This is a genomic window from Bacillus sp. AF23, assembly GCF_020861455.1.
GTDB classification, from domain to species: Bacteria; Bacillota; Bacilli; order Bacillales; family Bacillaceae; genus Bacillus; species Bacillus halotolerans.
In genome coordinates, this window is the sequence record NZ_JAJHVY010000002.1 from 116,843 (window position 1) to 134,659 (window position 17,817).

Consider the following 17,817-nt stretch of genomic DNA (forward strand, 5'->3'; position numbering starts at 1 on the left):
ATTGATCATTTTCTTCACATCATGTACGATAGCATCATACATTACTTTATCACTTAAAAGCGTTTGGGTAATAAAGTAGACTTTTTTAAAAATTTTGTATTTCAGTATTTCCATTTGGTTTTACTTATAGTAAGATGCATGTTAACTACAAAATAAAAAATGAATGTGCAGGGAAAGGATGAAAAAAATGAGCAACACAGAATTAGAGCTTCTAAGGCAGCAGGCAGACGAATTAAACTTGCAAATTTTAAAATTAATCAACCAGCGCGGAAATGTTGTGAAAGAGATCGGTAAAGCGAAAGAAGCGCAAGGTGTCAATCGCTTTGATCCTGTCAGAGAACGCACAATGTTAAATAAAATCATTGAAAACAATGACGGACCGTTCGAAAATTCTACTATCCAGCACATTTTTAAAGAAATCTTTAAAGCAGGTTTAGAGCTTCAGGAGGAAGATCACAGCAAAGCGCTGCTTGTTTCCCGTAAGAAAAAACCTGAAGATACAATCGTTGATATCAAAGGTGAAAAAGTCGGAGACGGCCAGCAAAGATTTATCGTCGGACCATGTGCGGTTGAGAGCTATGAGCAGGTGGCGGAAGTGGCTGCGGCTGCTAAAAAACAAGGGATTAAAATTCTCCGCGGAGGAGCCTTTAAGCCTCGTACGAGCCCATACGATTTCCAAGGCCTCGGTGTAGAAGGACTCCAAATCTTAAAACGTGTAGCGGACGAATTTGATCTGGCTGTTATCAGCGAAATCGTAACGCCGGCTCATATTGAAGAAGCGCTTGACTACATTGATGTAATTCAGATCGGTGCGCGTAATATGCAGAACTTTGAATTGCTGAAAGCTGCAGGTTCCGTGAAAAAGCCTGTCCTTCTGAAACGCGGACTTGCTGCAACGATCTCGGAATTCATCAATGCAGCTGAATACATTATGGCACAAGGCAATGATCAAATTATCCTTTGTGAGCGCGGTATCAGAACATACGAAACAGCAACGAGAAACACGCTCGATATTTCAGCTGTGCCAATTCTGAAACAGGAAACGCATTTGCCGGTCTTTGTTGATGTGACGCATTCAACAGGCCGCCGCGACCTCCTTCTTCCGACAGCTAAAGCCGCTTTAGCGATCGGTGCTGACGGCGTAATGGCAGAGGTTCATCCTGATCCATCAGTCGCACTTTCTGACTCTGCTCAGCAAATGGCGATCCCTGAATTCGAAAAATGGCTGAATGAACTGAAACCAATGGTGAAAGTCAACGCCTAATGGAATGAGATCAATACAAAAGGCCGCATATGCGGCCTTTTTTTTGCGCTTTCTCGTTTATTTAATTATAAAACTCAAGTATACGTTTTCATCATCTATAAAAACGTGTATAATTTCATGAGAAGTATTTAAATTTGATGAATAATGAAAAATAATGTAGACTACTGACTTACGCTTACAAATCATAAACGACATAAATTCGGACATTATGACATTTCTCTACATAAAGTGTTTATGCTATAGATAAGGATAAGTGTATCCAGTAAAAGGAGTGGTTTTAGGATGAGCAATATTACGATCTACGACGTAGCGAGAGAAGCTAATGTAAGCATGGCAACCGTTTCCCGTGTCGTGAATGGAAACCCGAATGTAAAACCGACAACGAGAAAGAAAGTCTTGGAAGCCATTGACCGTCTCGGCTACCGTCCAAACGCGGTGGCAAGAGGGCTTGCAAGCAAAAAAACAACAACTGTAGGTGTCATCATTCCTGATATCTCAAGCATTTTCTATTCAGAGCTTGCGCGCGGAATTGAAGATATCGCGACAATGTATAAATATAACATCATTTTGAGCAACTCTGACCAAAACTTGGAGAAAGAGCTGCACTTATTAAACACAATGCTCGGCAAACAGGTCGACGGCATCGTATTTATGGGCGGAAACATTACGGACGAGCATGTAGCGGAATTTAAGCGTTCGCCAGTGCCGATCGTGCTTGCCGCTTCTGTTGAAGAGCAAGGTGAAACACCATCAGTCGCAATTGATTACGAGCAGGCGATTTATGACGCGGTGAAGCTTTTGGTTGATAAGGGGCACACTGATATCGCATTTGTTTCCGGCCCGATGACAGAACCGATCAACCGCTCAAAGAAACTGCAAGGCTACAAACGGGCGCTTGAAGAGGCGAATCTTCCGTTTAATGAACAATTTGTCGCTGAAGGTGATTACACGTATGATTCCGGACTTGAGGCGCTTCAGCATCTCATGAGCCTGGACAAAAAACCGACAGCGATTCTTTCCGCAACTGATGAAATGGCGCTCGGCATTATTCATGCCGCACAGGATCAAGGCCTGTCCATTCCTGAGGATCTCGACATTATCGGCTTTGATAATACGAGATTAAGCTTGATGGTTCGGCCGCAGCTTTCAACAGTAGTTCAGCCGACGTATGATATTGGCGCGGTTGCCATGAGACTGCTGACAAAGCTCATGAATAAAGAGCCGGTGGAAGAGCATATTGTCGAATTGCCGCATCGCATAGAGTTAAGACAGTCAACCAAGTCATAAGAAAAACAAGAAAGCAAGCTTCACCTCTAAGGTGGATTCTTGCTTTTTTCGTATGAGTGAGGAGAAATGATGAAACGTTTTGATTATCTTACACCTGTTGGTTTTGTGTTAGGAACGATTATTATTGTGATTGGAATTATTTCCGGATCGGGAATAAGCGGTTTCCGCTCTTTTCTAGATCTGACTTCTTTCTTTATCGTAACAGGAGGGCTTTGCGCCGCTGTTTTTATCAGTTTTCCGCCGAGAGAGCTGAAAAAAACGCCCACTGTGTTAAAACAGGCATTTATCCGCCAGGAAGACAATGTAAAAGATCTTGTGAAAACCTTCGTATCCCTTTCCGATCATGCGCGAAAACATGGGCTTTTATCACTGGATGACCAGGCCAGAGAAATCAGAGATCCATTCTTGAAAAAGGGGCTGCTTCTGGCGGTTGACGGCTGGGATGAAGAAACGATTCGGCTTGTCATGGATTCAGAAATTGCAGCAATGGAGGAACGGCACCGCAAAGGCCGGCGTGTTTTGGAGAAGGCGGGGGAATTTGCTCCGGCGTGGGGCATGATCGGGACACTGGTCGGGCTGGTGCTGATGCTCAAAAACTTAAATGACCCTGATATGCTCGGTCCGAATATGGCTGTTGCACTTTTGACGACCTTATACGGATCATTGCTGGCAAACATGGTATTTAACCCGATTGCGGCTAAGCTCGAAGAAAAAACAGAAAGTGAAATTTTCATCAAACAGGTGATGGTGGAAGGTATCATCGGGATACAATCCGGGAAAAATCCGCGCAATCTGGAAAGCCAGCTCGTCGTTTTCAGTTCTCGGGAAGAATGGCGGAAGCAGCATAGTCAAGTAAAGACAAAAAAGGGATCTGTACATGAAGCTTAGAAGAGACCGCTTTGAACGAAGGAATGGAAACGGGAAAAACAATCAATCATCCTCGGGCTGGATGGTCACCTTTACAGATCTGGTGACGCTGATCCTTGTGTTCTTTATTTTACTTTTTTCGATGTCGCAGATCGATCTGCAGAAATTTAAAGCAGCGGTGGACTCAATCCAAAAGGAAGGCAGCGGGCTTCAGCCAGACCAAACAGCCATCGATCAAAAAGACACGCCGTCATCTGATGCAAAGAAGCAAGAGAATCAGCAGGATCAACTGCTGCAAAAAGTGAATACATACATTCAAGAGCACCAGCTGAATGCGAAAATGACAGCAAAGCGGGATGAACGCGGTGTCGTGCTCGTTCTTCAGGAAGCGGTGCTGTTTGATTCAGGCGAGGCTAAAGTGTTGGAAAATGCCGAAACGCTTCTTCACCAAATTGCAGTCCTTCTTCAGACTATTCCAAATGATATTCAGGTGGAGGGCCATACAGACAGCCGAAATATTTCAACGTACAGGTATCCGTCCAACTGGGAGCTATCCGCAGCACGGGCAAGCGGAGTCATTCAATATTTCACAGCAAAAGAGAAACTCCCGTCGAAACGGTTTATCGCTGTTGGCTATGCGGATACAAAGCCTGTAAAGGATAACAAAACAAATGAACACATGAAGGAAAACAGACGTGTAGAAATCGTCATCAAAAAATCAAAAACGACCTCTTCGTGAAGGTCGTTTTTTTATTTTGTTTTTTCCTGACGCTCTGAACGTATCGCATATAACGCTTTGCTGACGGTTTGGGCATTTTTTTCTGTAATTTCTGGCTTGCGTGGAATCGGCGGATATAAATCGGCGGGATCGCTCCAGCTGGACGGAAGGGTGACTGGGCATTGCTTTTGCCATTTTGCGATCCATTCAGATGGAATGTCATGTCCCGGATCGATCCCTTTCATTTCAAGCCATACTCGGGCCCAGGCACGGGGCACCACACGCCAAATATCATATCCGCCTCCTCCGACGGCGATCCATCTTCCGCCGCAATATTGATGCGCTAAAGCGTGAGCAAGCCGCGGAATCTGTTCGTAAATGGCAATCGTTGCCGACAAATGCGTCAGCGGATCGTAGTAATGGGCATCAGCTCCATTTTGACTGATAATCACATCCGGCTGAAAATAAGCGGCGATTTCTGAAGCTGCTGTCTGGTAAGCCTCAATAAATGAATCATCCTCCGTAAAAGCATCAAGCGGGATATTAAAGGAATATCCGTAGCCTTTTCCGCTGCCTTTTTCCTGAATCTGACCGGTTCCGGGGAATAAATACCGTCCCGTTTCATGAATGGACAGGGTGCATACGTTGGGATTATCATAAAACGCAAATTGCACACCGTCTCCGTGATGGGCATCCGTATCAATATACAGCACCTTGGCTTGATATTTTTTCTGAATATATTGAATCGCTACAGCGCTGTCGTTGTATATGCAAAATCCAGAAGCCCTTCCTCGAAACCCGTGGTGCAGGCCTCCCCCAAGGTTGGCAGCATGCAGTGCTTGTCCAGACATGACATAATCCGCAGCTGTTAAGGTTCCGCCGACTAATAGCGAGGCCGCTTCATGCATGCCTGCAAAGACGGGTGTATCTTCAGTGCCGAGCCCGTAGCTTTCCCCTTCTTCGGGTGGAAGTTTTCCGGCGCCGGCAAGCTGTACTGCCTGAATATAATCGTCCGTATGCACAAGTGCCAGCTCATCTTGCGCAGCAAGCCGCGGACTGACGATATCCCCCTCGTCAAAGGCATCCATCGATTTGAGCAAATCATATGTCAGCAGAACACGCTGCTGATTAAAGGGGTGCTCCTGATGAAACATATAAGTCTGATAAGAGGGAGAATAAATAAACACACTGTCCCTCATAGCTGATCCCTGTGCTCTGACGGCCATACGATGAGATGTCCGTTTTTTTTCAATTCCTGCAAAAACGGCAGCGGATTCATCGTCTTGACACGGAATACAAGCACCTTTGCGCCGGAATCGTCATGGGGATAGACAAGAACGCTCAGTATTTTGACCTGAAGTCTTTGGCAGAGGCCGCTGACATCGGCGAGGCTTTTTGTGATGTCATTTACTTTTATCTCAACCTGCGATCCGGGCTGGTCAGCGCCTGTCAGCTTCACAAAAGTCCGCAGCAAATCGGTTTTTGTCAGAATGCCGATTAACTTTTGATGCTGCACGACTGGAAGGCAGCCGATGCCATGCTCATAGAAAACGGCTGATATTTCTTCAACAAAATCAAGCGGATGGGCGCACACGACGTCTTTTTTCATAATGGATTCAACGCTTCGTGTGAGAAAACGGCTGCGTTTGCTTTCTTCAAAAATGCTGGGGCTGGCCTGTTTCATATCTCTGTCTGTAATCATTCCAATCACATGACGGTCTTCATTGATAACAGGCAAATGCCTGATATGAAATTCCTTCAGCTTGTGTATTGCCGTTTCAAGCGTATCCGTTTTCGTTAATGTGATGACATCCTTTTTCATGATTTGCTCAACAATCATTATCTTTTCCCCTTTGTCAGTGTCAGTTAATACATATAACGATGATAAAAACGAAGCCTGTCAAATCGTTCAATTGATTCCTGGCTGACGTTTTTTCCGATGCGCGCCATCAGGCAGTTCGCAGGATGGGAGCTGATCTCGGGCTCATCGGTGGCAAACCAGACCAATCCGCCTGCGTTCATCATTTTCTCCATGATCTTTCTGTACTCCCACACATCCTTTTTCATCCCTTTTAAATCCCAATGCCAGTAATACTCTGTCGTCATCACAATGTAGTTCTCCATTTGTTCGTCCATCATGCTGACGGTCAGAAGTGTTTTTCCGACAGAACATCCCCGGTATTCCGGTGCCACCTCAATGGCTCCGAGCTCAAGCAAATCCTCCATATTTCCTTCTGACCATCTTTCGAGCGGATCAGGGTATAGGTACGTCACATAGCCGACAATGGCCTGGCCGTCTCTGGCAATGATAATGCGTCCCTCAGGAAGGCCGGCAATATCGACTAATGCTTCATGCTGTTCCCGGGGCGGCCGAAATGCGGTCAAATCCTTATGAAACTCATAACCTGCCAAGTCTTCTGGAGAGACAGGCCCTTCTATCAGTAAGGAGCCGGTTGCTGTTTTGATGTTTGCAGAGTGATATGTTTTATGATGTTCCACTGATTCACCGTCCCATCAATTTCTATAAAAAATACATGCCTCCTTTAAGAATAACAAATTATAAAGCGTTTTCAACATGGTTTATATTTTAAAAATTGAGAAGAATATGAATATATACTATAATAAATGTGACAACTTCAGCAAAGGGGGATGTTTGGACATGAATTTGAAAGCGTTGCCAGCGATAGAGGGGGATCATAACCTAGAAAACTACGATGAAACGTATCGGCAATTTGATTGGTCCGAAGCGGAGAAACATTTCTCTTGGCATAAGACAGGGAAATTGAACGCGGCTTATGAAACGATAGACCGCCACGCCGAATCTTTTCGGAAAAACAAAGTAGCACTTTATTATAAGGACGCAAAACGGGATGAAAAATACACATTTAAAGAAATGAAAGAAGAAACAAACAGAGCCGGGAATGTGCTGAGACGGTATGGAAATGTGGAAAAAGGGGACCGCGTTTTTATTTTTATGCCGAGATCACCCGAGCTTTATTTTATTATGCTAGGCGCTATCAAAATCGGCGCAATCGCCGGGCCGTTATTTGAAGCGTTTATGGAGGGGGCTGTTAAGGACCGGCTTCAAAACAGCGAGGCAAAGGTTGTTGTCACGACGCCTGAGCTTTTGGAAAGGATTCCGGTTGACAAGCTGCCTGATTTACAGCATATATTCATAGTCGGCGGCCAGGCTGAACAGAGCGGAACAAGCATCATTCATTATGATGAAGTGGCAAAGCATGAGAGCACAAGACTGGACATTGAATGGATGGACAAAAAAGACGGCTATTTGCTTCACTATACATCAGGATCTACGGGTACGCCAAAGGGTGTGCTTCATGTCCATGAGGCGATGGTTCAGCAGTATCAGACAGGAAAGTGGGTCCTTGATTTAAAGGAAGAGGACATTTACTGGTGCACGGCCGACCCAGGCTGGGTGACTGGAACGGTGTACGGGATTTTTGCGCCGTGGCTGAACGGAGCGACAAATGTTATTGTCGGCGGACGATTCAGCCCGGAAAGCTGGTATGGAACGATTGAGCAGCTTGGCGTAAACGTCTGGTACAGCGCGCCGACTGCCTTTCGAATGCTGATGGGAGCCGGAGATGAGATGGCTGCCAAATATGATCTGACTTCACTCCGCCATGTGCTGAGTGTCGGTGAACCTTTAAATCCGGAAGTGATCAGATGGGGTCATAAAGTTTTTCATAAACGGATTCATGATACATGGTGGATGACAGAGACGGGCGGCCAGCTGATCTGCAACTATCCTTGCATGGATATTAAACCAGGCTCGATGGGAAAACCGATTCCCGGTGTAGAAGCAGCAATCGTTGACAATCAGGGGAACGAGCTTCCGCCGTATCGAATGGGGAACCTCGCCATTAAAAAGGGCTGGCCTTCTATGATGCACACGATTTGGAACAACCCTGAAAAATACGAATCTTATTTTATGCCTGGCGGATGGTATGTGTCGGGTGATTCTGCCTACATGGATGATGAAGGGTATTTTTGGTTCCAAGGCAGAGTGGACGATGTCATCATGACCTCCGGTGAGCGTGTCGGGCCATTTGAAGTGGAAAGCAAGCTTGTCGAACATCCGGCAATTGCGGAGGCGGGGGTCATTGGAAAACCTGATCCCGTGCGCGGCGAAATCATCAAAGCCTTTATCGCTCTCAGAGAAGGGTTTGAGCCGTCTGATAAACTGAAAGAAGAAATCCGCCAATTTGTCAAACAAGGCCTTGCAGCTCATGCGGCTCCGCGTGAAATTGAATTTAAGGATAAGCTGCCAAAAACACGGAGCGGTAAAATTATGAGACGTGTGCTTAAGGCGTGGGAGCTGAATCTTCCGGCCGGAGACCTGTCAACGATGGAGGATTAAAAGGCGCCGTTGACACGGGATTTTATTTATGTTAAAAATGATATAGCTTCATATGAAAAGGTAAAGATTGAGACAAGTAGAATATCCTTACGTTCCAGAGAGCTGATGGCCGGTGAAAATCAGCACAGACGGATATATCGAATACACTCATGAACCGCTTTTGCAAACAAAGCCGCTCAGGCTTTCAGTAGTGAAAGAACGGACCTGATCCGTTATCAGGCAAAGTGATAAGAGCGAAAAGCTGCATGTATGCTCTTATTAGTAGGGTGGTACCGCGATAATCAATCGTCCCTTCGTTTACACGAAGGGGCGTTTTTATTTTATTAAAAAAGGAGCTTTATCTCATGACAAACTTACTTGAAGATTTATCCTTCCGCGGATTGATTCAGCAAATGACGGATGAAGAAGGACTGAATAAACAGCTGAACGAAGAAAAAATCCGCCTGTACTCAGGCTTTGATCCGACAGCAGACAGCTTGCATATCGGGCACCTGCTGCCCATTTTAACACTCCGCCGTTTTCAGCTTGCGGGGCACCATCCGATTGCGCTTGTGGGCGGCGCGACGGGTTTAATCGGCGATCCGAGCGGAAAAAAAGCTGAGCGTACGTTAAATACGGCTGATATCGTTGTCGAATGGTCGCAAAAAATCAAAAATCAGCTTTCAAGATTTCTTGATTTTGAATCAGCAGAAAACCCGGCTGTTATGGCAAATAACTACGACTGGATCGGAAACCTGAATGTGATCGACTTCCTTCGTGACGTCGGCAAAAACTTCGGCATCAATTACATGCTGGCAAAAGATACAGTCAGCTCCAGAATCGAATCCGGCATTTCTTACACGGAATTCAGCTACATGATTCTTCAATCCTATGATTTCTTAAACCTGTACAGAGAGAAAAACTGTAAGCTGCAAATCGGCGGAAGCGATCAATGGGGCAACATTACAGCTGGCCTTGAACTGATCAGAAAATCTGAAGAAGAAGGATCAAAAGCATTCGGTCTTACCATTCCGCTTGTAACGAAAGCGGACGGCACAAAATTCGGAAAAACCGAAGGGGGCGCAATTTGGCTTGATAAAGAAAAAACGTCTCCATATGAGTTCTATCAATTCTGGATCAATACAGACGACCGTGATGTAGTGAAATATTTAAAATACTTCACGTTCCTTTCAAAGGAAGAAATCGAAGAATATGCTGAAAAAACTGAAACAGCACCTGAAAAGCGTGAAGCGCAAAAACGCCTGGCAGAAGAAGTGACAGCGCTCGTTCACGGACGCGAGGCACTGGAGCAAGCGATCAATATTTCCCAAGCATTGTTCAGCGGCAATATTAAAGAGCTTTCTGCCCAAGACGTAAAAATCGGTTTTAAAGATGTGCCTTCTCTAGAAAAAGACAGCGCTGAAGAACTGTCACTCGTAGATGTGCTGGTTGAATCGAAACTGTCACCGTCTAAACGCCAAGCCCGTGAAGATATTAAAAACGGAGCTGTTTACATTAACGGTGAACGCCAGACAGAAATTGACTATATCTTATCTGCTGAAGACCGCATTGAAGATCAATTTACTGTTCTTCGCCGCGGGAAGAAAAAATACTTCCTTGTCACATATAAATAAGAAAAAAACATCCTTTGCTTAATTGGCAAAGGATGTTTTTGGTTTAGCGCATAGGAATTTGAGGGAAAGAGTATATTAGATAGGGCAAACACGACCATTCACCACCTTTTCAATAGGAGGGAGAGCTCACCGTGAATCTCATGTGTACGATCGCCAAAGAAAGATTACAGCGGGATTATTGGGAGCAGCAGACCAGAGAAAGTGTTGTCCAGCAGGAAACGGTAGAAGAATCAGACGAAAAAAAACCCCCGACCGCATAGCGGCAGGGGGTTTTTTAAACGATTAACGAGAGTAGAACTCAATAACGTTATAAACCCTAGTATTAATAGGTTTTAGAGGGCTCTTTTTAAAAACCTCCCCCAAAACCTCCCCCAATCTTTAAAAATTGAGTGCCTGGTCGAAAGCCAGTACAGATTGTTCTTCCAAGTCTTTGAAAGAATGTCCGTATATATCTAAAATCATTTGCGGAGTATTTCCAAGCCGATCCGCTATGACTTTTACAGGCGTTCGTTTACTAATTAATATTGTCGCGTGAGAATGTCTTAATCCATGCGGAGTTATCTTTTTTAAACCAGTTTTCTTTGAGAGACGTCGCATAGAATACATGATTGTGTTATCAGTTACAGGTAGCCCGCTTTGAAAAGAGATGAAAATAAAATCCTCATCTGATAAATATAACCCGTAAGTGAACTTTATCTCTTTACACCATTTGCGGTATAATTTTAGCTGTTCAATCAGTTCCTCAGCAATTAAAATAGTGCGGTAGCTACGTTTAGTTTTTGGGGAACGAACCCCTTTATTATCTCTGGTCCTGTTAACGGTGAGAGTCTTATTATCAAAATCTAAATCCTCCCACTTTAAGCCTAATGCTTCACCTTTTCTCATGCCGGTATATGACAGCAAGAAAATGAGTGTATAATTAGTTATATTTTCATATTGCTTTGCAGCAGATAGAAACTGTTTCAATTCCGCGGCTGTGTAAAAGTTATCACTAACCTCATCACTTTCGATTGTTATTTTATTAAAACGATTTCGCGTTAATATCTCATCATCTACTGCTGCATTTATTGCTACTTTAAAGAGCCGATGGAATAACAGGACCGTGCTGGGCTTATATCTTTTTAACAGCTCATTAATGTAAACTCTTTTGTAAGTGCTCTTATCTAAATCAGCAAGTTTGTATCTGCCTAACAAGGATTTCATTTGATATTTAATTGCATTCTGTCTTTGTAGCTGCGTTGTGATTTTCCATTGGTTTTTATAGGAATCAAACCAAGTATCAAGCCATTCAGCAACAGTTAAATTCGAGTTTTCAACTTTTTTTGTTTCACCTGATATGATCCCTGTCTTAACTTCTAATAAAGCTCTGTATGCTTCATTTTCCGTTTTAAAACCTTGCCGCGACTTTTCCTTACGTTTATTATTTTTGTCATAATACCGGTGTCTATAACACCAACGTTTTTCTTTCTTTGCATTAAAGTAATAAAATAATTCGTTATCTTTTTTTGACTTATATAATTTCATATAGCATCCCTTTCTAACGTGGACAGACGCAATAAAGGGGGCTTTTTAAATTTAGTATCACCTCCTTTCAATTAAAAGGAGAATTAATCTTTAAGAAATTTTGGGTTTGTTTGTCTTAAATGATTTATCTGGTTTTGGATCTTTCTTGAATCATCTTCAAATTTCTTGCTCGCCATTTTTTTAAAATCAAGTCCGTGTCTACCAAAAGCATCAACCATTGGCGAAAAAATTACATACACTACTTTTCCAAGTATTGAAATTTCTTCTTTTGTACAAATGAGCAAATTTTGGCTCCCCAATTGATCAGGAATCAAAATAAGTAATTCATCTATATTTTTTTGTTTAAGTATACTTTGTAATTTTTTATTTGTTTTTTCATCGTCTACACTTCTAATTATATCCATGAATAGATTCGAATCGAGAAATCTTCGTACATAGTAACGATCTTCTTGATGATTATAGATTAAATAAGTATCCAAAGTTCCTGGATCTTCGTCTGGAGCAACACCCTCACAATAAAGTAAATCCCCTATTTTTAATCTTTCTGGAGAATATTCGGCATCCTTATTTTCAAAGAAGAAAAATTCATTTCTATTGTAATCAATTTCACTATTATAGTTGTCAGCCAATTCCACCATCTCATAACCGAACCCTGTAAAACTTGGTATTAGGAAAGGAGTATATTTATCATTTTCGTTTTTCGATTCATTAAAATATTTATACTTGTTTGAGAATATTGAAGCAGCCTCTGAGAATTCATCTAAATTTTCATAGTCAGAAGTTAAGGTATCTAAAGAGATATTATATAAATCACAAACCTTCTCGGTTTTTTCTAAAGAAAGTTTTGTCTTATTTTTTTCGTAATTATTGTACATTTGAGGAGAAACCCCCATTTTTTCCGCAGTATATCTTTGGGTCCAGCCATTCCGTTCTCGTAAAGCCTTTAGTTTACTTCCGATACTTATCATATATTTCTCCCTCGCATATGAATTATACACTTATAATATCAACCAGCGTTTGATTTTTCAAACAAAAATAAAACAATTTTTGATGAAATAATTGACATAAAATTTAATTTGATGTTAAAATCAAATTAAATTTTATTAATTAGGTGATATTTTGAAAAGAAAATGGTTGACATTATTACGAATTGATAAGGATCTGACCCAAAAAGAAGTAGCTTTAAAGATTGGAGTAAGTCCAAAAACTTATAGTTTTATAGAGAATGGTGGGCAAAGTGTTTCTGTGTCTCAGGCTAAAAAGATTGCAGACGTTTTAGATTTTGATTGGACTTATTTTTTTTGTGAAGGAATCAAATATAATTTGATATTTGAATTACCAAAAAGAAAATAATATTAAGGAGAAGGAACATTGCCAATAGCAGAAATAAAAGTGAACATAAATCAGTCTGAGATAAGAGGTTATATTATTCAAAGAATAGATGAAACATTGAATCAACTCCTTTTCACTTGGGATATTGAAGAGATGTCTAAAAGAACTTGCATGAGTAAGTCGTTCTTAGAAAATGAATTCTTGCGAGATCCACGGATGAAACTACTTGAGCGTCGAAAGGAAAAAGGCAAACGTTTTTGGTTCTATGAGGAATCTAAACAAGTTATGAAAGAAATTATGGATGAATGGTAAAAAAAGCGTGGACAGACGCAAACAATACATTGCAGTTTGATGACTGTAAATTGAAAGGGGTCAAACGATGAATCTCAATGACATTCAAATAATAAACCCGGAACCGGACTTGGATTTTAACGCATCTTACAACTTTATTGATTTTTTGTTCAATAGTGGACCGCTTTTTGCTTTTTCAAAAAATCCTAATGACAACTCAGGTTTAAAGTTTAAGATAGCAAAAAGGTCACAGCCAATAAAAGGCCGTGTGATGCTTGAGTTTGTCAGCGCAGGAACAGAATACTGCGTACATATGTGTAAGGCTGAGGAACAAGAAATAATTGAAGTTCGACACAGGGAAATGGAAAGAATGGAGGTTACAACATGAATCTTAAAAGTAATTCAACCCCTGCGGCAACAGAGGTTGAAGAGGTTGGAGGTGATCAAATGGATAGCAGAAGATTTCATTTAATTGGAATTATAGTCAGTAGTATTTGTGTCATTCTGTCTGTTACAGCATTAATCCTGTCGCTTCAATAATTAAGGAGATAAGAAAGAAAGTCAGTAAAACTGGACACCCATGGGAGGAGAAAAGAAAGTGAAGCCTTATAGATCGGAAATGCAAAAAGTAAAAATCAAATCAGTTGAATATGAAGAAGCTTTGGAGAATACAGCAAAAGACCTCATTAGACAACTCAAAACATTTTGTCAGACATATGGAGACTTACTACATTGTTTAGATCAATTTAGATATAAGCCAAAAACTGAACAAGTTATTGCCGAATATGCTAAAAGACTTGTTAAACAAGAGATAAACAGCATCTTACTGAAAAAAATATAGCGCCCTAGGGACGCTATTAGATTACTAAACCATATCCATGAAATTTGAAGCGATTATGTTTCCATCAATTAATTCTAATGTTTGGCATAACTCAGGACGGAATCCAAATTCACTTTTCAAATTACTTATTGTTTGGCCGACTTCCCTGGCAGATTGGATCTCAAATGTTCCACTATGGAAAACTGTTTGAATCGTTGAAAAAAGAGCAAGGGTGTATTTATATGTACGGCCAGGTTCAACAATTTGATTATAAGCAATATCTTCATAATCGCATGAATAATAAATGTGAACTGGCTCGATTCCATTTAGACCATGATTCCTAACGATATGTGAGAAATCATCAAGAGTTTTTGCAACAACTACCATTCTTTTCACCTCCTATTATCTTGATAGGAATATTATACCAAAAGGGAGGAAATAAATTGAATAACACTTTAAATTTAATCGAATCAAACGGACAACATTTTGTAGATAGTCGAGACGTGGCCGAAATGGTTGAGAAAAGACATGCGGACTTGGTAAGGAGCATTGAGAGTTACTTAGTAGTTATAGGTCAAAACGCAAAATTGCGTTCTGATGATTTCTTTGTAGAAAGCACATACCAAGCGGGTACGGGTAAACTCTACAAACATTATTTGCTAACTAAACAAGGCTGTGAAATGGTCGCCAACAAAATGACAGGCGAAAAAGGCATCCTGTTTACTGCTGCTTATGTAAACCAATTTAATCAGATGGAGCACCACTTACAAACTGGTTATTCGCAGTTGAGTCCACAGTTACAACACATGATCCGTCTTGAGCAAAAACAGAACGAGCAAGACAAACGTTTAGGCAAACTTGAAGACAATTTGAGTATCGACTCCTTTCAACAAAATGTTATCCAAAAGCAAATTAAAAAGCGCGTTTATGAAATTCGTGATAGATACGATGACAGCCCAGAGGGGACACGCCGCCTATTTTCAAGTATTTATCGCAATTTTAGGGACGCTTTCGCAGTGCCTTCATACAGGGATTTGAGAAAGTTAGATTTTGAGGATGCTAAGGCATGGATTAAAACATGGCGGCCGTTAATTTAGGAGGATGAGAAAATGAATAAATTTGAGTTTTATAGTCGTGTCAAAGCTTTAAAAGTAGAAGTGAATCATGTAACGAAGGAATTTCATGCTTTCATCAATGACACATACAAAGCTTTTGGCGTGGTGTTGATCATATCGCGGAATCTAATTTGATGTATTTGTTTGTTGGCATGACTGAGGCGGATATTCCTGAAAAAGTGAGTCGAGACCTACGTAAATTTTTCAACGTAGATAAAATTATGTCTGTTTCAAAATATAGTCCATATAACGCCTTGGTGTGGATCAAGCGATTACAGCGGGAAATGAATCGCGGAGAAATCACCGCTTCTAAATATCGCAAGCGCTTGTGGTCTATTTTAGCCGAGCTTGAGGATTTAGAGGAAGCGAATGAATCTATAGGGAAAATGGGCGAAAATTCCATTGCTGAGATTAAGCAAGAAATTGAAAAAGCAGTTAAATTAAGTCCCTCTTATCCAGAAAGCCTTGAAAAGCATTTAGTCTTGTCAATGGGTTTCTGGAAAATGAAGAAGAATGATTTATTATCTCTTCTCTCTATAGACCATAGCAAAGAAAGAGCGGCAGAAATGAAAAACACAATTGACAATATGCCGGACGAAATAGATTTTGATAGGTTCATGCTTGAGGTATTTGTGAAAAGTATTGAGTCGCCAGATGATAATGTTTTCTTTGATATTTTTTATAGAGGTGTAATGGATCGAATCATAAGCGGGGAGATTGATACTTCAAAAATATTACATGAGGTTATTAAAGAACCGATTCCAGTGTATAAAGCCGAAAAAGACGAATATGGCCGCATCGCATCAATAGAGAAGGATCGGCCAAATCTCACATTACTCTAAGATGTAAGAGTCAAACATACGGTCAAGAAAGAGTGTTGCCGCACTTTTTCTTGATTTATTCAGATAGACAATACCATGACTTAAAGAAAATATCAATCTTAAATCAAATGCGGGGAGAATTCAATTATGAAATTAATGGGTACGCCTACTAAAATAGCTGCTATTGGTGAACAGATCGGATCGGATATAAATAAAACGACTGTATGTGGTAAGTATTACGACGCTGGCATGGTTACTATGCTCAAATTGATAGCAACCAAGTCTCTGCATGAAAGGTTAGACAGTGATAACGAAAAAATCGAATGGTCCCAAAAAACATGTAAGGCAAATGACCGAATGAACGATCTTTATGCACGGTTAAGCGAGAAGCTGCCGGCGGAATTAAAGCCACTTCTGCAGGATTTTGATGAGATTTGTTCAACAAAAGCGGCATACGAGAGCGAGGACGCTTTTATTTCGGGATTTATTGCCGGTTTTCGCTATCTCATGGGAGAAGTCGCTTATAGTGATGAATTGAATTTTTATAAGTGAGCAAGGTGATTTAGATGAATGGTTGGATCAAGCTACATAGGAAGATTAGAAGTAACCCAATTTTCAATGACCCGCAGCTTTTAAGATTGTGGCTTATCTGTTTGACAGAGGCTTCACATACTGAACATGAACAAATTGTAGGCAGACAAAAAATAAAGTTGATGCCTGGGGAATTTGTGACAGGTCGTTTTGCTTTGATGGATATGTATAATTCTGGGCTTAAATCTAAAGACAGAATTAAAGGAGAAAAGACAATTTTCCGTTGGTTAGAACAGCTTGGAGATATGGGATATCTGACTATAAAAAAGACCAACAAACACGTGTCTAGTTTTATTTGAAGTTAGGGGACTTTTTTTCGACAAATTCTGCAAATTGTTCCTTTGATCCTTCCTTTCACCGATAATAAGGTGGGAGGGAAATTATGATTTTAGAAAATATAAAGAAATCGGTTGTATATTTAAGTGTTCTTGATGATTACACAGATGATACTGGTACTGCTCTTTTCGTGAAAGATAAAGATAAAGATAAAAGGTACTTATTAACTGTAAAGCATTTAATTTTCAATAGAGATACAGGACATATTTACAAAACAATTCTAAAAGGAAGACTGTACGGTGAATCAACAGATATAACAATTGGCACTGATGTAATTGAAAATTTAGGTTCCAATAGTTCTGGAAATCGCCCTATAGTTTATGAAGAATCTATTTTTTAGCAATTATTTCTTTGAATTTTAATGAAACTAGGGGATTTGCACAATTTTTAGAAGCATCGGGATACAAGCCGTTAGATATTAAGTATCTTTTGAATAAAGAGTTAAAAGAAGGGGAAGATATTTGTTTAATAGGGTACCCACTTTTCAGTGATTTAGGCGGCTTAAAACCAGAGTTAAGTGGCTATCATTTACCTATATATTCATTTGGAAAAGTAGCAATGAATCCCAAGGATTTTGACTATTTGATTGGTAACATATTCAATTATGGTGGTTTTAGTGGAGGTCCAGTTATCTTTAATAATAAAGTTATTGGAATTGTTTCAGCACAAGTGGTTGACAAAATTAGTGACGAAATAAAAACTTTTATAAGATATCCGATGACATATATTAAAAAGACAAGAGTCATACTACAACTATTTGAAAAAATAAGAACAAATGAAGAAAAACTAGCACCTTGATGGTGCTCAGGCTGTCGAGAAAATCTCGACAGCCTTTATTTTTCCTTAAAATATCCATT

At 40.7% G+C, this 17,817-nt stretch carries 25 protein-coding genes and 1 other annotated feature; of the genes, 19 read left to right on the top strand and 6 right to left on the bottom strand.

Going from position 1 to position 17,817, the window contains the following annotated elements; translation table 11 throughout:
• The first annotated feature begins 187 nt into the window (after positions 1–187).
• The 4 genes from LNN34_RS00580 to motS all read left to right on the top strand — a co-directional run bounded on the left by LNN34_RS00580 (position 188) and on the right by motS (position 4,157).
• Entirely contained in the window at positions 188–1,264 is a 1,077-nt protein-coding gene (locus LNN34_RS00580; RefSeq protein WP_024122514.1) for a bifunctional 3-deoxy-7-phosphoheptulonate synthase/chorismate mutase, read from the top strand.
• A gap of 282 nt (positions 1,265–1,546) precedes the next feature.
• A complete protein-coding gene (ccpA, locus tag LNN34_RS00585) occupies positions 1,547–2,551 on the top strand; it encodes a catabolite control protein A (protein WP_024122513.1) in 1,005 nt (334 codons plus the stop codon).
• Between the two features lie 69 nt (positions 2,552–2,620).
• Positions 2,621–3,439, top strand: a complete 819-nt coding sequence (gene motP, locus LNN34_RS00590; RefSeq protein ID WP_044153831.1) for a flagellar motor protein MotP — start codon at positions 2,621–2,623, stop codon at positions 3,437–3,439.
• A complete protein-coding gene (gene motS / locus LNN34_RS00595) occupies positions 3,429–4,157 on the top strand; it encodes a flagellar motor protein MotS (protein ID WP_215510249.1) in 729 nt (242 codons plus the stop codon). The genes motP and motS overlap by 11 nt, the downstream gene beginning before the upstream one ends.
• A gap of 11 nt (positions 4,158–4,168) precedes the next feature.
• Here motS and LNN34_RS00600 read toward each other — a convergent pair whose 3' ends face one another.
• The 3 genes from LNN34_RS00600 to acuA are packed head-to-tail and all read right to left on the bottom strand — an operon-like array spanning position 4,169 to position 6,635.
• A complete protein-coding gene (locus LNN34_RS00600) occupies positions 4,169–5,335 on the bottom strand; it encodes an acetoin utilization protein AcuC (RefSeq protein ID WP_044153833.1) in 1,167 nt (388 codons plus the stop codon).
• Positions 5,332–5,976, bottom strand: coding sequence for an acetoin utilization AcuB family protein (locus LNN34_RS00605; protein ID WP_044153834.1), 645 nt, complete (start codon positions 5,974–5,976; stop codon positions 5,332–5,334). Before LNN34_RS00605 ends, LNN34_RS00600 begins: the two co-directional genes overlap by 4 nt.
• Before the next feature lie 26 nt (positions 5,977–6,002).
• Positions 6,003–6,635: an acetoin utilization protein acetyltransferase AcuA gene (acuA, locus tag LNN34_RS00610; protein WP_069487059.1), complete on the bottom strand. Its 633-nt coding sequence runs from the start codon at positions 6,633–6,635 to the stop codon at positions 6,003–6,005.
• 160 nt (positions 6,636–6,795) lie between these two features.
• Here acuA and acsA point away from each other — a divergent pair, with 160 nt between their 5' ends.
• From acsA to sr7p, 3 genes are all read left to right on the top strand, one after another.
• The gene (gene acsA, locus LNN34_RS00615; RefSeq protein ID WP_059291831.1) at positions 6,796–8,517 is read left to right on the top strand and encodes an acetate--CoA ligase; all 1,722 of its coding nucleotides are present in this window, start codon (positions 6,796–6,798) and stop codon (positions 8,515–8,517) included.
• 54 nt (positions 8,518–8,571) lie between these two features.
• Positions 8,572–8,813 (top strand) — a binding site (T-box leader).
• A gap of 48 nt (positions 8,814–8,861) precedes the next feature.
• The gene (gene tyrS / locus LNN34_RS00620) at positions 8,862–10,130 is read left to right on the top strand and encodes a tyrosine--tRNA ligase (protein WP_044153837.1); all 1,269 of its coding nucleotides are present in this window, start codon (positions 8,862–8,864) and stop codon (positions 10,128–10,130) included.
• 131 nt (positions 10,131–10,261) lie between these two features.
• Positions 10,262–10,390, top strand: a complete 129-nt coding sequence (sr7p, locus tag LNN34_RS21895) for a small protein SR7P (RefSeq protein WP_024122505.1) — start codon at positions 10,262–10,264, stop codon at positions 10,388–10,390.
• Between the two features lie 118 nt (positions 10,391–10,508).
• Here sr7p and LNN34_RS00625 read toward each other — a convergent pair whose 3' ends face one another.
• Both LNN34_RS00625 and LNN34_RS00630 read right to left on the bottom strand, forming a co-directional pair.
• Positions 10,509–11,654 (bottom strand): tyrosine-type recombinase/integrase, encoded by a 1,146-nt coding sequence (locus LNN34_RS00625; protein ID WP_099043336.1) that lies wholly within the window; start codon positions 11,652–11,654, stop codon positions 10,509–10,511.
• An 83-nt stretch (positions 11,655–11,737) separates the two neighbouring features.
• Positions 11,738–12,622 (bottom strand): helix-turn-helix domain-containing protein, encoded by an 885-nt coding sequence (locus LNN34_RS00630; RefSeq protein WP_229042500.1) that lies wholly within the window; start codon positions 12,620–12,622, stop codon positions 11,738–11,740.
• A 151-nt stretch (positions 12,623–12,773) separates the two neighbouring features.
• On the opposite strand from LNN34_RS00630, the gene LNN34_RS00635 reads away from it, so the two are divergent.
• The 5 genes from LNN34_RS00635 to LNN34_RS00655 all read left to right on the top strand — a co-directional run bounded on the left by LNN34_RS00635 (position 12,774) and on the right by LNN34_RS00655 (position 14,118).
• Positions 12,774–13,007 carry a helix-turn-helix transcriptional regulator gene (locus LNN34_RS00635; RefSeq protein WP_229042502.1) on the top strand — a complete coding sequence of 78 codons (234 nt, stop codon included), beginning with the start codon at positions 12,774–12,776 and terminating at the stop codon, positions 13,005–13,007.
• 18 nt (positions 13,008–13,025) lie between these two features.
• The gene (locus LNN34_RS00640) at positions 13,026–13,298 is read left to right on the top strand and encodes a hypothetical protein (RefSeq protein ID WP_229042504.1); all 273 of its coding nucleotides are present in this window, start codon (positions 13,026–13,028) and stop codon (positions 13,296–13,298) included.
• 67 nt (positions 13,299–13,365) lie between these two features.
• Positions 13,366–13,665: a hypothetical protein gene (locus LNN34_RS00645; protein ID WP_229042506.1), complete on the top strand. Its 300-nt coding sequence runs from the start codon at positions 13,366–13,368 to the stop codon at positions 13,663–13,665.
• Positions 13,662–13,817: a hypothetical protein gene (locus LNN34_RS00650; RefSeq protein ID WP_229042508.1), complete on the top strand. Its 156-nt coding sequence runs from the start codon at positions 13,662–13,664 to the stop codon at positions 13,815–13,817. The genes LNN34_RS00645 and LNN34_RS00650 overlap by 4 nt, the downstream gene beginning before the upstream one ends.
• 58 nt (positions 13,818–13,875) lie before the next feature.
• Complete coding sequence (locus tag LNN34_RS00655; RefSeq protein ID WP_017695838.1) at positions 13,876–14,118, top strand: hypothetical protein; 243 nt, start codon at positions 13,876–13,878, stop codon at positions 14,116–14,118.
• A 24-nt stretch (positions 14,119–14,142) separates the two neighbouring features.
• Here LNN34_RS00655 and LNN34_RS00660 read toward each other — a convergent pair whose 3' ends face one another.
• On the bottom strand, positions 14,143–14,484 hold the full coding sequence (locus LNN34_RS00660; RefSeq protein WP_229042509.1) for a hypothetical protein: 342 nt from the start codon (positions 14,482–14,484) through the stop codon (positions 14,143–14,145).
• Between the two features lie 56 nt (positions 14,485–14,540).
• Here LNN34_RS00660 and LNN34_RS00665 point away from each other — a divergent pair, with 56 nt between their 5' ends.
• From LNN34_RS00665 to LNN34_RS00695, 7 genes are all read left to right on the top strand, one after another.
• Entirely contained in the window at positions 14,541–15,194 is a 654-nt protein-coding gene (locus LNN34_RS00665) for a Rha family transcriptional regulator (RefSeq protein ID WP_229042510.1), read from the top strand.
• A 12-nt stretch (positions 15,195–15,206) separates the two neighbouring features.
• Positions 15,207–15,347: a hypothetical protein gene (locus LNN34_RS00670; protein WP_229042511.1), complete on the top strand. Its 141-nt coding sequence runs from the start codon at positions 15,207–15,209 to the stop codon at positions 15,345–15,347.
• Positions 15,347–16,054 carry a hypothetical protein gene (locus tag LNN34_RS00675; RefSeq protein ID WP_229042516.1) on the top strand — a complete coding sequence of 236 codons (708 nt, stop codon included), beginning with the start codon at positions 15,347–15,349 and terminating at the stop codon, positions 16,052–16,054. Before LNN34_RS00670 ends, LNN34_RS00675 begins: the two co-directional genes overlap by 1 nt.
• Before the next feature lie 126 nt (positions 16,055–16,180).
• The gene (locus tag LNN34_RS00680; RefSeq protein ID WP_229042518.1) at positions 16,181–16,585 is read left to right on the top strand and encodes a DUF6809 family protein; all 405 of its coding nucleotides are present in this window, start codon (positions 16,181–16,183) and stop codon (positions 16,583–16,585) included.
• A gap of 14 nt (positions 16,586–16,599) precedes the next feature.
• Positions 16,600–16,923: a hypothetical protein gene (locus LNN34_RS00685; protein WP_229042520.1), complete on the top strand. Its 324-nt coding sequence runs from the start codon at positions 16,600–16,602 to the stop codon at positions 16,921–16,923.
• A gap of 83 nt (positions 16,924–17,006) precedes the next feature.
• Positions 17,007–17,300 (top strand): hypothetical protein, encoded by a 294-nt coding sequence (locus LNN34_RS00690; RefSeq protein ID WP_229042522.1) that lies wholly within the window; start codon positions 17,007–17,009, stop codon positions 17,298–17,300.
• 11 nt (positions 17,301–17,311) lie between these two features.
• Positions 17,312–17,758 carry a serine protease gene (locus LNN34_RS00695; protein ID WP_229042524.1) on the top strand — a complete coding sequence of 149 codons (447 nt, stop codon included), beginning with the start codon at positions 17,312–17,314 and terminating at the stop codon, positions 17,756–17,758.
• Positions 17,759–17,817 lie beyond the last annotated feature (59 nt).